8 protein-coding genes are annotated in these 13,514 nt (G+C 68.5%); 3 read left to right on the top strand and 5 right to left on the bottom strand.

Features of this window, described 5'->3' with window-relative positions:
• Positions 1 to 13 precede the first annotated feature (13 nt).
• Positions 14 to 946: an NADP-dependent oxidoreductase gene (locus ACIA5H_RS19735; protein WP_397077005.1), complete on the bottom strand. Its 933-nt coding sequence runs from the start codon at positions 944 to 946 to the stop codon at positions 14 to 16.
• Between the two features lie 99 nt (positions 947 to 1,045).
• Here ACIA5H_RS19735 and ACIA5H_RS19730 point away from each other — a divergent pair, with 99 nt between their 5' ends.
• Both ACIA5H_RS19730 and ACIA5H_RS19725 read left to right on the top strand, forming a co-directional pair.
• Entirely contained in the window at positions 1,046 to 1,447 is a 402-nt protein-coding gene (locus ACIA5H_RS19730) for a helix-turn-helix domain-containing protein (protein WP_355073117.1), read from the top strand.
• Positions 1,448 to 1,533: 86 nt separating this feature from the next.
• A complete protein-coding gene (locus tag ACIA5H_RS19725; RefSeq protein ID WP_169332658.1) occupies positions 1,534 to 1,692 on the top strand; it encodes a hypothetical protein in 159 nt (52 codons plus the stop codon).
• Positions 1,693 to 1,772: 80 nt separating this feature from the next.
• Here the strand turns inward: ACIA5H_RS19725 and ACIA5H_RS19720 are convergent, their stop codons facing one another.
• Both ACIA5H_RS19720 and ACIA5H_RS19715 read right to left on the bottom strand, forming a co-directional pair.
• On the bottom strand, positions 1,773 to 2,360 hold the full coding sequence (locus ACIA5H_RS19720; protein ID WP_355073120.1) for a Uma2 family endonuclease: 588 nt from the start codon (positions 2,358 to 2,360) through the stop codon (positions 1,773 to 1,775).
• Positions 2,361 to 2,503: 143 nt separating this feature from the next.
• On the bottom strand, positions 2,504 to 5,869 hold the full coding sequence (locus tag ACIA5H_RS19715; protein WP_397077004.1) for an arabinosyltransferase domain-containing protein: 3,366 nt from the start codon (positions 5,867 to 5,869) through the stop codon (positions 2,504 to 2,506).
• A 223-nt stretch (positions 5,870 to 6,092) separates the two neighbouring features.
• Between ACIA5H_RS19715 and ACIA5H_RS19710 the strand changes: the two genes are divergently transcribed.
• Positions 6,093 to 6,590 carry a peptidylprolyl isomerase gene (locus ACIA5H_RS19710; RefSeq protein ID WP_379249880.1) on the top strand — a complete coding sequence of 166 codons (498 nt, stop codon included), beginning with the start codon at positions 6,093 to 6,095 and terminating at the stop codon, positions 6,588 to 6,590.
• A 67-nt stretch (positions 6,591 to 6,657) separates the two neighbouring features.
• Here ACIA5H_RS19710 and ACIA5H_RS19705 read toward each other — a convergent pair whose 3' ends face one another.
• Positions 6,658 to 8,202, bottom strand: a complete 1,545-nt coding sequence (locus tag ACIA5H_RS19705) for an acyl-CoA carboxylase subunit beta (RefSeq protein WP_355073124.1) — start codon at positions 8,200 to 8,202, stop codon at positions 6,658 to 6,660.
• Positions 8,199 to 13,460, bottom strand: coding sequence for a polyketide synthase Pks13 (gene pks13, locus ACIA5H_RS19700; protein ID WP_397077003.1), 5,262 nt, complete (start codon positions 13,458 to 13,460; stop codon positions 8,199 to 8,201). The genes ACIA5H_RS19705 and pks13 overlap by 4 nt, the downstream gene beginning before the upstream one ends.
• Between the last annotated feature and the right edge of the window lie 54 nt (positions 13,461 to 13,514).

Genomic DNA, 13,514 nt, shown 5'->3' with positions numbered 1-13,514 from the left:
CTCGTGGAGAGTGTCAGGGGGTGAGGACGAGGCGGCCGCGGAGGCCGCCGAGGGATAGGCGGGATTGGGCTTCTCGGACGGCGGTGAGGGGGTGGGTCGCCGCTACGCGGAGGGTTAGTTTGCCCGCGTCTACTCGGGTTACGAGGTGGTCGAGTCGGGTGCGGTCGGCGCGGACAAGGACTGTGTGGACCTTGGTGCCGCGCAACGGGATCGGGGTGTCGGGAACGCTGATCGACGCGAATCGCCCGCCGCCGCGCACCGCGGCGAGCGTCGCCGGGCCGAGGGCGGCCGCGTCCAGGGCGGCGTCGACGCCGCCGGGGACGATGGCGCGGACGGCATCCGGCAAGCACGCCTGGCGCGGAACGAAATCGGTGGCGCCCAAGGCGCGCACCGCGTCCTCGTCGGCGGGTGCGGCCGCGGCGATCACCCGGATACCCTGCGCCGCCGCGAGTTCGACCGCGAAGCCGCCGACAGCCCCCGCCGCGCCGGTGACCAGGAGCGTGTCGGTGGACGCGAGATCCAGCGCGTCGAGAGCCTGGAGCGCGGTGAGACCGTTGAGCGGGAGGGTCGCCGCTTGCACCGGCGACACGGAAACCGGAGCGGGTGCGACGTTCCCGACCTCCAGCACCACGTAGTCGGCCTGCGCACCGAGCGAGACGTCGAGCCGGTCGCTGATGCCGATCACCGCTTGCCCCACCGTGAACTCCGTGACGCCCGCGCCGAGCGCGTCGACCGTGCCCGCGACATCCCAGCCGACGCCCCACTGATCGCGCTGCGCGGCGAACGGCGTGCCGCCCACGCCCGCCCGCACCATCAGATCCACGGGGTTCACCGTCGCCGCCGCGACCGCGATGCGAACCGTACCCGGGCCGGGCTGCGGAGTCGGCACTTCCACGATCTCCACCACGGCTTCCGGTCCCGGCCGGCGGACTACCACTGCACGCATGATGTTCCTTCCTGTCTGCTGCCGACCAATCTAGGAACGGTTACTATCCAATGGGTAGTAGTTACCCGAAAGTGCGTTAGAGGCAGCGAGGTGCTCCCGATGGCGACGAAGACCGCGGCGCAGCGCCGTGAGCTGGCAAAACAGCGGTACGACGCGTACATCGCCGAGTGCCCGACCCGGCAACTCCTGGACCGGATCAGCGACAAATGGGTGAGCCTCGTATTGGCCGCCCTCGCCGACGGGCCGTTGCGCTACGGCGAACTGAACCGGATCATCGCGGGCGTGAGTCCCAAGATGCTCACGCAAACGCTGCGCGGACTGGAACGCGACGGCCTGGTGGAGCGACGGATCACCGCGGAAGTCCCGGTCCGCGTCGACTACGAACTCACCCCGCTCGGCCACAGTCTTCAGCCGGTCATGAGCGCGGTCAAAGCATGGGCGGAGACACGCATGGACGACGTGATCGCCGCGCGGGCGCGCTACGACCGCACCGTCCAATAAACCGGTTGTCCGGTCTGAAAAATATGCTCCCACCTGTGGCTATGCATCGCAGGACGAATCGGGCCGCTGGCCTTAATCTGAATGCCATGACAACGGCATTCGATGAAATGGATCTGCGCGATCTTGTCGGACTGCTCAACGAAGAGGAACAACGGGAGCTGCGGCCTGCGGTGCTGCGCGTGCTCGGCCGCCTCCCTTCGCAAGAGGTGCTCCGGCGCGAGCTCGGCCTTCGGCTGAAGGTCTGAGCGCCCGGTAACGCACCGGCGACATACGGCAGGGCCGCCGCGCAGGATTCACCTGCGCGGCGGCCCTGTGTTCTGGGCACCTACCCCGTGGCCAGCTCGCTGAACGCGACGTCGACGGGTATCGGCACGTCCACAGCCAGACGGCGAGTATGCAGACAGACCAGGTGGTAGCGACCTTCGGAGAGCCGGTACTCCTCGATCTGCTCGATTCCATCGCCGGGCTCGGTGAGGAAGACGATGAGGTAGACCGGGATACCGACCGCCGCGTATGCGGCCTTTTTCTCCACCGTATCGGTGTGGTGTGAACTGTCGGGAGAGACGATCTCGACCACGAGCACGGTGTCATCGGCATACAGTCGCGCATCGTCGTCCAGACAGCGATACACGACGACGTCCGGTCGGCGGAGGCTGAGCGGAACGTCGCTGAGCCGGACGTCCACGTCGGTCTCGACCATCAAGCACGGTTCCGGCTTGCGCGCTGCTTCCATATGCGCGGCCATGCGCCGCGCCACCCGATTATGCAGCCGTGAGGGGCTTTCGCACTTGACGATATGGCCGTCGATGACCTCGATGGTCCGGCAGAAATCAGGGGGCAGCTGTTCGTAGTCCCGCGCCGTGATCTGGTCCGGGATCCAGCGGTACCAGTCGCTGGGTGCGCTGCTCGTCATGCCCTGAGACTACCGGCCGGCTCGCGCATTTCACGGTACGGATTCGCACTGCTCAGCCCGTGCGACGATGTCCTGGATAAGGCAAAGGCCGTCGCATCCGGTCCCTGTACCGATGCGACGGCCTGGTGTTTGCCCGAAACGGATCAGAACACCCGCATACTGCCCGGCGACCAGAGGCCCGAGCGCGTCGCGGTGCCGGTGTCCAGCTTCGCCGGGACCGCGCTGCGGTCGTACTGCTCGTAGCGCTCCAGGGAGCCCCAGTCCCGCGCCCAGTCGTCCTTCAGGTAGGTGGGCACGGAGATGGACCTGGCCAGCATCTGCGTGAAGCCGAGCACGCCGCCGAACTCCTCGGCCTGCCAGGTATTCGTCGAGCTGATGGCCAGCGGGCGGTCCGGCAGGATGCGGTAGCCGGGCGCCTCGGCCACGCCGTTGCGGTGGTCGAACGGACGCTGGCATGGGAACTGCAAGCCCACCGCCCAGTCCAGCAGGATCGGCTGCTGGGAACCCAGCAGGCTGTTGAGCGTCTGCAACTTCGGCATCCGCGGCGGCGTGAACGCCAGCCACTGGTCCCCGATCAGGATCGGGTCGTTGGCGACGATGCGCACCGCGTCGGCGTCGGGCGCGATCTCGTCCAGCGGCACCCGCAGGTTGCGCCAGGACGGGAACGGGCCGATGTCACGCGGCAGGTAGGTGCCGAGCTTCTGCACGCTGCCGTCGGGCTGCCGCTTGCCGTAGTCGACGGTCAGCGACTGACCGTACTTCATCGCGCCGGTGTCGTCGAAGGAGAGGATGCGACCGGCGGCCGAGATCACCACCAGCGGCTTGTCCGCCGAACGCGCGGGCAACTGGTACCAGCTCGAGGTGACGTTCGCGGGCTGCTGCACGCCGTTCTGGTAGCTGCCGAGGATCGGCGTGGTCGCCGGATCCAGGCCGAACGGGAGGGCGACGGTGGAGCCGTTGACGCCGCGCGCGCCCTGGCCGCCGCCGGTGCCCGCGCTCTGCCCCTCCGCGAACGCCGCGCCGACCGACTGCGTGGAAGTGTTCCCGGTGCCCGGCTTCACCTCGACGCTGTCGGCGGACAGATCATTGGGCACGCCGTTGGGGTCGAAACCGACCGGATCGACACCGGCCAGCGGATCGGACGGATTCGTCGGCGGATGCGCCGGATCCATGATCGGCTCCAACTTGCCCGCGTTCGGGTCCGGCTCGACCAGCACGTCATTGGCCAGGCCGCAGGTGCTGCCGCTGAGCGCGTCGATGTTCGACCGGGCCAGCGAGTACGCCGGATACTGCGAGACCGCGCCCTTCACCAGCGAGAGCACCTCGAGCGCGACCATCAGCGCGGCGACCACGGTCAGTGGGATCGCCGCGAACCGGCGGATCCGCCTGCCACGTGCCGTCTTGGCCGACGGCTGCGGCGCGGTGTAGTCCTCCCGCAGCGCGTACCAACCGACCAAAGCCAGCGCCACGCCGAACAGCACGAGCATGAGGGTGTTCGACTGGTAGCCGTGCAGCGAGACGCGCTTGTCGAACCACGGCACACCGAAACTGGACACGTACCAGTAGCCGTTGATGCCGGAGAACGCGATCGCGAGCACGAACAGCAACCCGGCCAGGAAGATGGCCCGGTTCTTGCGGGCTCGCAGGGCGCTCGCCGAGACCGCCACCGCGGTGACCGCCGCCAGCGAACCCGCGATGCCCGCGTACGCGCCGAAGTGGTGGGTCCACTTGGTCGGGTTGAACATCATGAGGAAGATCGTCCCGAAAACCACGCCCATCAACCGCCAGGTCGGACCGCTGGAGATACCCGGCACCCGCCTGCGGCGCAGCAGCACCAGCATGGTGGTGAACAGGCACAGCAGCATCACCAGGAAGGCGAAGCGCCGCGACAGCGAGCCGTCGACGGTCTCCACGAACAGGTAGTAGTAGCGCAGGTAATCCTCGTACCAGGCCAGGTTCGGCCCGGTCACCTGGCGAACCCGGTTGGCCTCCTGGATGCCCGCGAAGGTCTGGTCGGTGTAGACGGCCGTCAGCACGAGCACGCCCGCCGCGGCGATCGGTGCGAGCAGCGGCAGCGTCGAGCCCCACCGACCGGCGCCGAGCGCGGCGAACTGCCGGTGCTTGCGCACCACGATGCGCAGCATCGGACGGATACCGGCCAGCAGCGCTGCGACGCACATCAGGCCCGTCGGCGCGGCGGCGAGAGTGAACGCCGCCACCAGGACGGCCACCGCGGCGGGCAGCAGCCGCCCGGTCGCGATGGCCCGCTCGATCGACACCCAGGTCAGCAGCGCACCGAGCGCGACGATCGGCTCGGAGCGCAGGCCGTTGTCGAACGGCAGCCAGAACGCCAGGAACACCAGCCCGCCGGTCCACAGCGCCACCTTGCTGGTGCGGACGCCGCGACCCAGCCGGGGCACCACCTCGCGGCTGATCACCAGCCAGCACAGGATCGCGCAGGCCAGCGCAGGCAACCGCACCCAGGCGCTGGCGGTGGAGATCTCCGAGAAGACCTGGATGACGTAGTAGTACCAGCCGAACGGCGCCTCCGGCACGCCGTACCAGCGGAAGTAGTTGGCCATGTAGCCCGCGTGCGGGGCCACCCGCACCATGCTGAGGATGTAGCCGTCGTCGGAGGTGTTCGCGCCCGCGAAATGCCACAGCAGCAGCGTGCCGACCACCGCGCCGTCCGCCCAGGTCGGCTTCAGCCAGTTCGCGGGCAGGAACCGGCGGTGCCCACGCCCGTCACTGCTGTCGAGCCGGGCCAGCGCCGCCAGGGCGATCAGCGTGCACAGCACCGCCGCGATCATCGCGACCAGCTTGATCGCGGTCGGGCTGGAGGAGAAGCGGGTGTCCACCGTCATGGTGAATGACAAACCGGTCGGCGCCGCGCCCTTCAGATCGGAGAACACGCCGACCACCTGGGGCCGCAGATCGCCGCCGAGCTGCCCCTCCACCGGCACGGTGACCGACTCGTTCGCCCCGGGCGCCCCGCCCTCGATCGGCCGCTCCACCTGCCTGGTTATCCCGTTGAACGCGCCGTAGGTACTGTCGCTGTCCGAGGCGATGCTCAACGACGTGCACTCGCCCATGCGGCTGCGGTCGGCCGACACCACCACCGCGTTGCGGTCGATCACGTCCACCGAGGTCTCCGACACCCGCACGAACAGCGCCTCCAGCGCGGCCCGGTCGCCCTGCGGCGGCGCGGTGGCCAGCAGCATGCCACCGCGCTCGGGTAGCTGGGCGATCGTCTCGCACGGGATCGTCGCCTTCAGGTCGATCGGGACCTGCGACATCAGCGGCGCCTGCACGTTGCCGAGCGTCCCGCCCTGCGGCCAGTTCAGCACCGCGGTCGTCTGCGTGACCGGCAGGAACGGCGTCGCCAGCGCGAACAACGCGCCGAGCACTCCGGCCACCAGCGCGATGAGCCGGGCGGTCCGGAAATCGTTCGGGGTCACCACCGGGGCGGCGGGAGGTTTCGTGAGTACAGCGGTTGCGGCGTCGGGCACGGTTGGCAATGCTAGCTGGCTCCCCCGCCTCTCCGGGTCTTTAGGCCGTGCTAGTGGGGCGTCGCGCCATTTGCGTTCAGGCCCTGCGTCAGGTGCGACTCAGGTTCTGGACGTTCCCGGCGAGTTACCCATGTGCTCACGAAACCAGTTCGTCGGTATCGGACGCTACTGGAAAAGTACCCGTATGACGCAACGGTCTACGAAAGGATGGAAAGGTGGGTGTATGACCAAGGTGAATATCTCGACGAACTACGGATCGATCGTGCTCGAGCTGGACGATCAGAAAGCGCCGAACACCGTGCGCAATTTCGTGGACTACGCGAACGCCGGCCACTACAACGGCACCATCTTCCACCGCGTCATCCCCGGCTTCATGATCCAGGGCGGCGGGTTCGAGCCCGGGTTGCGTCAGAAGGGCACCAAAGCCCCGATCCAGAACGAAGCGAACAACGGCCTGAAGAACAACAAGTACACCGTCGCGATGGCGCGCACCAACGACCCGCACTCGGCCACCGCGCAGTTCTTCATCAATGTCTCCGACAACGACTTCCTCAACCACTCCGCTCCCACCGCGGCGGGCTGGGGCTACGCCGTCTTCGGCGCGGTGACCGAGGGCGCCGACGTGGTCGACAAGATCGCGGGTGTCCGCACCTCCTCGGCGGGCATGCATCAGGACGTGCCGGTCGACGACGTCGTCATCGAATCCGTCACCGTCAGCTGATCATTCGAGACGCCAGACGCGAATCGGGCCGCGCCCCAAGGGGTGCGGCCCGATCGTGTACCGGTTGCTACAGCGGCAGCAGGTGATGCTTACGCGGATTGCGGGCAACGGACTTGTCCCGCAAAAGCTGTAGCGCACGACGGATTTCCAGTCGGGTCGTCGACGGCTCGATGACCGCGTCGACGTATCCGCGTTCGGCGGCCACCCACGGCGTCGCCACGGTGGCGTTGTAGAAATCGATCATCTGCTGGCGAATCGCCGCCCGCTGGTCCTCGGGCGCGGCGTCGATCTGCTTGGCTCCGATCAAGCTGACCGCGCTCTCGGCGCCCATGACCGCGATCCGCGCCGTCGGCCAGGCCAGGTTCACGTCGGCGCCCAGCTGCTTGGAGCCCATCACGGCGTAACCGCCGCCATAGGACTTGCGGATCACCACGGTGACCTTCGGCACCGACGCCTCCACGTAGGAGAACAGGAACCGTCCACCGCGCTTGATGACGCCGATCTTCTCCTGTTCCACGCCGGGCAGGAACCCGGGCGTGTCCACGACGAACACCAGCGGGATCTCGAACGCGTCGCACAGACGCACGAAATGCGCCGCCTTGTCCGAGGCGCGGGCGTCCAGCGCGCCCGCGTACACCATCGGCTGGTTGGCCACCACGCCGACGCTGCGGCCGTCCACGCGGGCGAAGCCGGTGATGACGTTGCGCCCCGCCGAAGCGCCGAATTCGTGGAAGGCGCCGTCGTCGAAGATGCGCAGCAGGATCTCGTGCATGTCGTACCCGGAGTTGTCGGAGTCCGGGACGATCGAGTTCAGCTCCAGGTCGGTGTCGGTGATCTCCGGCTCCAAGCCGGGATTCACGATCGGCGCCAGCTCCTGGCAGCTGGTCGGCAGGTAGCTCAGGTAGTCGCGCACCCACTCGAACGCGGCCGATTCGTCCTTGGCCACGTGGTGGATGTTGCCGTACTCCGCCTGGCTGCGCGCGCCGCCGAGTTCCTCGAGGCTCACGTCCTCGCCGGTGACCTCACGGATCACCTTCGGCCCGGTGACGAACATGTACGCCTCTTCGGTCGCCACCACCACGTCGGTGTTGATCGGGGCGTAGACGGCGCCACCGGCGCATTTGCCGAGGATCATCGAGATCTGCGGGACCAGCCCGGACAGCGGCTCCTGCCGCCGCCCCAGCTCGGCGTACCAGGCCAGTGAGGTCACCGCCTCCTGCACGCGCGCGCCGCCGGAGTCGTTGATGCCGACCACCGGGCACCCCACCTTGGCGGCGTACTCCAGGATCCCGGCCACCTTGCGGCCGAACATCTCGCCGACCGAACCGCCGTAGACGGTCTGGTCGTGCGAGAACACCGCCACGGGCCTGCCTTCGACCAAACCGTGCCCGGTGACGACGCCGTCGCCGTAGAGCGCGGCGGAGTCGCCCGGTTTGCGGACCAGCGCGCCGATTTCCACGAAGGTTCCCGGATCGAGCAGCATGTTGATCCGGTCGCGGGCGCTGGGAATACCCTTCTTCGCCCGCTTGGCCACGCCCGCTTCACCCGCCGGCTCCTGCGCTAAATCCAGGCGCTTGCGCAGGTCGGCGAGTTTCTCGGCAGTAGTGCTCACTTGGCCCCTTTCGCCTCGATCGCGGCGAGCTTCGCGGTCAGGTCGGCTCCGATCTTGCCGATCCGCGGTTCGTCGATGATCTGCAGGTGGTCGCCCGCGATGTGGACGACCTCCAAATTCGGGATGTACTCGTCCCAGCCGCCGTTCGGCACCCGGTCGGCGAAGCGTGGCTCGAGCTCGATCATCCCGTCGTGGTAGCGATCGGCGAGGTAGAGCACGACGTTGCCGTCGTAGTGGGACGGTTGGGTACGGGCGAGGTGGCGACTATCGATCCACGAGGTGCGCTGATGCTCGAGCACGCCACCGGGAATCTTCGCGCCACTGATCTTGATCAGGTCGCTGATCATCTTGAACTGCTCTTCGTCGGATGCCGCGGCCAGTGTCTCCAACTGCTCGCGGTCCAATTCGCCGTCGACGCCGTAAGTCTTCTTGGCGAAGGTTTGGTAGCGCTCGATCCGCCGCACCCGCTCCTCGGGGCTGTTGTCCTCGCCCTGCGTCGGAATGGCCAGATCGATCAGGCCGACCACGCGCACGTCCGCGCCCTCGGCCCGCAGCAGTTGCGCGGTCTGCATGGCCAGCACCGCGCCCAGCGACCAGCCGTACAGCACGAACGGCCCGTCACCCTGGAGCTTGCGCAGCTCGGGCAGGTATTGGCGGGCTCGTTCGTCGATGGAACCGTCGACCCGTTCCAAGCCGTACATCGGCGTGTCGGCGGGCAGACGCTTCAGCAGAGGCTCGTACACCAGCGTGTTTCCACCGGACGGATGGAACACGAATACCGGAACCGCGTTCGAGCCCTCCGCGCGCGCCCGAAGCGGACGCACGAAACCGTCCACATCCGCGCCGCTGTCCTGCAGGTTGCGAACGATGTCGGAGAGCTGCTCGATGGTCTCGCAATCGAGGACGTCGTCCACGGTGACCTCGGCCTTGACCCGCTCGGTCAGGCGCGCGGCCAGCTTCTCCGCGGTGTCCTCGTCGAGGATCGGCAGCGTGTTGAAGATGCCTCCGGCCGACTTGCCGGTGACCACCGCCCAGGTGGCGAAGGTCAGGCGCTCGGCGGCGTCGCGCGGCGGGACGTCGTCCTCGTCGGCGGGCTGCTGGGCAGCGCCGCCGAACACGGCTGCGGGCGCGGCAGCAGGCTGGGGGGCGGGCGCCACGGCTTCGGGCACAGCGCTTTCCGGCGGCACGGAATCCGTCGGCGCGTCAGCCGGTGCGGCCTCGGGCGCGTCGGTCGTCTTGCCGGTCACCGCCGCGACCGGGTCGGCCCCGGTGGCCAGCGCCGCGCGGGCCGTGGCGATGAAATCGGAGTCGACGGCCAGCTCGCCGGTACCGCCCGCGGCCTTGTCGGCGGCCTGCTGATCCGCCATCGCCTGCACCTCGTCGCGGTGCTCGATCGCGTACCGCAGCACCTTGCCGACCTCGTGCAGGCTCGCGTCCCGCACAGCCTGTACCTGCAACTGCGGGATGTCGAACTCGTACTCGACCCGGTTCTTGATCCGCATCGCCATCAGCGAGTCCAGACCGAGTTCCATCAGCGGGATCTCCATCGGAAGATCCTCGACCGCGTAACCCATGGACTCCGCGACGATCAGCGCGAGCCGCTCCTCGACGGTCTGCGTGCCGTTCGGATCCCACCGGTCGCCGAAGGTTTCCACGACCTCGATGTCGGCGCCGCCCTGGGGCTGCGCGGCGGGCGCCGGGACCGTCTCGGTCGCAACAGGTTCCGGCAGCGGAGCACCGGAGGTGACCACGGCGTCGAACACCAGGCGGAAGGCGCTGCCCTCCTTGGCATGCACCTGCACCGAGGCGCCGCCGGGATGCGGGGTGAGCGTGGTGGTGAGCGTGCCCGCAGCCGGGATCGGCGCGTGCGGGATGGACGCGCCCAGCGACACGTCGCTGAGCACCTGCGCCGCCGCGGCGCGCACGAGTCCGGAGAGATCGGTCACCGAGGAGGCCTGGACCTCCCAGACGTGCCTGCCGTCCGGCAGCGCCACGTGCGCACCGGGAACCCGGCCGTTGCCGCCCGAGGACAGCTGGACCTTCGGCCAGTACTCCTTGCGCACGAACGTGGTACGCGGAACGTCGGCGTACTCGCCTGCACCGAGCAGCGAGAACAGATCCACCTTGTGCCCGTGCACGTAGAGCTGGGCGAGCGCGGCGATCACACCGGCGGACTCGTCTTCTTTGCGCTTGAGCGTGGGGATGAGCTGCGCGTCGTGCACGCCCGCGGCGAAGGTGGTGCCCAGCACCTGCATCAGCGCGACGGAATTCGGCGCCAGCTCCAGGAAGGTCGTGTGCCCCGCGTCCACGGCGAGCTTCACCGCGTTGGTGAAGTACACGCTGTGGCGCATGTTCTTGACCCAGTAGTCCTCGTCATGGATCGGGTCGTGACCGGAGCGGAAGAACTCTTCCTTGTGCACCGTCGAGTACAGGCCGGTCTTCAGCTTGGTCGGCTCGATACCGGCCAGCTCCGCGGCCAGCTCGCCGAGCAGCGGATCCATCTGCGAGGTGTGGCCCGCACCGCGGGTCTGCAGCACCCGGGCGAACTTGCCCGCCGCCTCCACCCGGGCGACGATCGCCGCGACCTGGTCCTGCGGACCGCCGATCACCGTGTTCGTCGGCGCGGCGTACACCGCGACCTCGACGTCCGGGTATTCCGGCAGCAGGCTCGCGACGTCCTCGGCGCTGTACTCGATGAGCGCCATGTTGCGCACGTCGTCGTCACTGATCATCTGCTCGCCCTCGCCCATAAGGCGGGAACGGGCGCAGATCACGCGCACCGCGTCCTCGAGCGAGAGACCACCGGCGATGTACGCGCCGGCGACCTCGCCCATGGAATGACCCACCACCGCATCGGGTTCCGCGCCGTGCGCGCGCAGCAGCGCCGCCAGGCCGACCTGGATGGTGAAGATGCCGACCTGCGAGGTGCCGACGTTGTAGTCCTGGCTGTCGTCGAGGAACAGTTCGCGCACCGAATATCCGGCCTCGTCCTGCACCAGCTCGTCGACCTCGTCGACAGCCTTCGCGAAGATCGAGTTCTCCAGGTACAGCTGCTTGCCCATCTTGCGGTGCTGCGCGCCGAAACCGGCCAGCACCCACATCGGGCCCATGGCCGCGGGCGCGTCGGCGGTGAAGACGCCGGTCCCCGGCTTGCCCGCCGCGATGGCGCGCAGTCCGGCGATCGCCTCTTCGTGCGTCTTCGCCAGCACCACGCCGCGCGAACGCCAGTGGCTGCGCTTGGCCAGCGACCGCGCCACATCGGCGAGCGGAGTCTGCGCGCCCGCCTCGGATTCCAGCCAGTCGGCCAGCTCGGCGGCGGCACGACGACGCCGCGAAGGCAGATAACCCGACACGGGCAGGATCTGCGGCAGCGGCTCGGTGCGCTCGGCGGTCCATTCCGCGTCGGCTTCGGCCGCCTCGGCCACGGCGTCGCCTGCCGCGGATTCCGTCTCTGCGTCGGCGCTCTCCGCCACCGCGTCCTCGTCCAGCCGGGCCTCGAGTTCGGAGAACGGAGCCTCGGTCTCGGTCGCGGTGGGCACGTACTCCTGGACGACGACGTGCGCGTTGGTGCCGCCGAAACCGAAGCCGGAGATGCCGATGGTGGCCTTGCCGCTGTAGCGGGGGAACTCGGTGGGCTCGTCGACGATCTTCAGGTGCGCCTGATCCCACGGGATGTACGGGTTCGGTCCGGCGTAGTTGATGTTCGGTGGAATGACGTTGTGCTGCAACGACATGATCACCTTCGCCAGGCTCGCCGCACCGGCGCCGGACTCCAGGTGACCGAAGTTGGTCTTGGCCGAACCGAGCAACGCGGGCTTGTCGGCCGCACGTCCCCGGCCGACCACGCGGCCGAGCGCGTCGGCCTCGATCGGGTCGCCGATCAGGGTGCCGGTTCCGTGCGCCTCGATGTAATCCACCGCCGACGGCGCGATGCCCGCGTCCCGGTAGGCGCGACGCAGCACTTCTGCCTGGGCGTCGGGATTCGGGGCGAGCAGACCGTTGGACCGCCCGTCGTTGTTGACCGCGGAGCCCTTGATCACGGCGTAGATCGTGTCGCCGTCGCGTTCCGCGTCGGCGAGCCGCTTCAGCACCACCAGACCGCCGCCCTCGGAGCGGACCATGCCGTCGGCGTCGCTGGAGAATGCCTTGATGTGACCGTCCTTGGCGACGCCGCCATTGGCGTCGAAACCGAGCGTGGCCATCGGCGCGAGCAACATGTTCACGCCACCGGCGAGCGCCAGATCAGCGTCACCGCTGCGCAGCGCCTGCACCGCCTCGTGCACCGCGACCAGCGTCGAGGAGCAGGCGGTGTCGACGGCCACCGACGGACCGCGGAAGTCGAAGAAGTAGGAAACCCGGTTGGGGATGATGGACGTGACGCTGCCCATGATCGCGTAGGCCTCGGCCGATACCGGCACGTTCGGATCGCGCTCGCTGCCGAGGCCGAGCGCCGCGAGCAGCATGAAGTCGTTGCCCGACGAGCCGATGAACACGCCGACCGGCTCGCCCTTGAGTTCGCTGGCCGGAATCCTGGCGTGCTCCAACGCCTCCCAGGTCAGCTCCATCATCAGGCGCTGCTGCGGATCGACCCGCTCGACCTCGACCGGCGACATGGCGAAGAACTCGGCGTCGAAACCCTTGACGACGTCCTGATCGAGATAGCCACCCCTGGTGTTGGCGTTCTCGACCGCTTCCGCCAACTGCGGCTCGGCCAGGAACTCCGACCAGCGCCCTTCTGGCCGCTCCCGGATGCCGTCACCGCGTCCGATGAGGAATTCCCACGTCGACTCCGGAGTGTCGCCCGCGCCGGGCAGCCGCGTCGACAGACCCACGATCGCGATGTCGTGTGCCTCACCCGGCGCGTAACCCGCGGTGTAGAAGGCGTCGTCGGACGACTCCGCGGGCAGCTCCGGCTCGCCGTTGATGATCCGCTCGGCCAGCGAGGCGATGGTCGGATGCTGGTACACGATCGTCGCGTTCAGCATCACGCCGGTCAGTTCCTCGATGTCCCCGCCGAGGGCGATGGCGTCCCGCGAGGCGAGCCCGAACTCCTCCATCGGCCGGTCCACGGTGATCTGCTCGATCGATTGCCCGGTCGCCTCGGAGACCCAGCGCCGCAGCCACTCACGCAGCTCCGCCACCGACATGTCGGTCTGCGCGCCGCCCTTCGCGGACTCGGCCGGGGCCGCCGCGTCGGCGACGGTCTCCACGGGTGGGGCGTCGGTCGTCTGGGTGGGCGTGCCCTCGTTGTCAGCCATCAATTCCTCAAGCTACCTGTCTGCGTACCGGGCGTACCGGGTTTGACGCTCGGC

Source organism: Nocardia sp. NPDC051900 (assembly GCF_044452545.1).
In the GTDB taxonomy this organism is placed as follows: domain Bacteria; phylum Actinomycetota; class Actinomycetes; order Mycobacteriales; family Mycobacteriaceae; genus Nocardia; species Nocardia sichangensis.
Note: the sequence above shows the minus strand (reverse complement) of the source record. Positions and strands in the feature narration are given on the sequence as shown.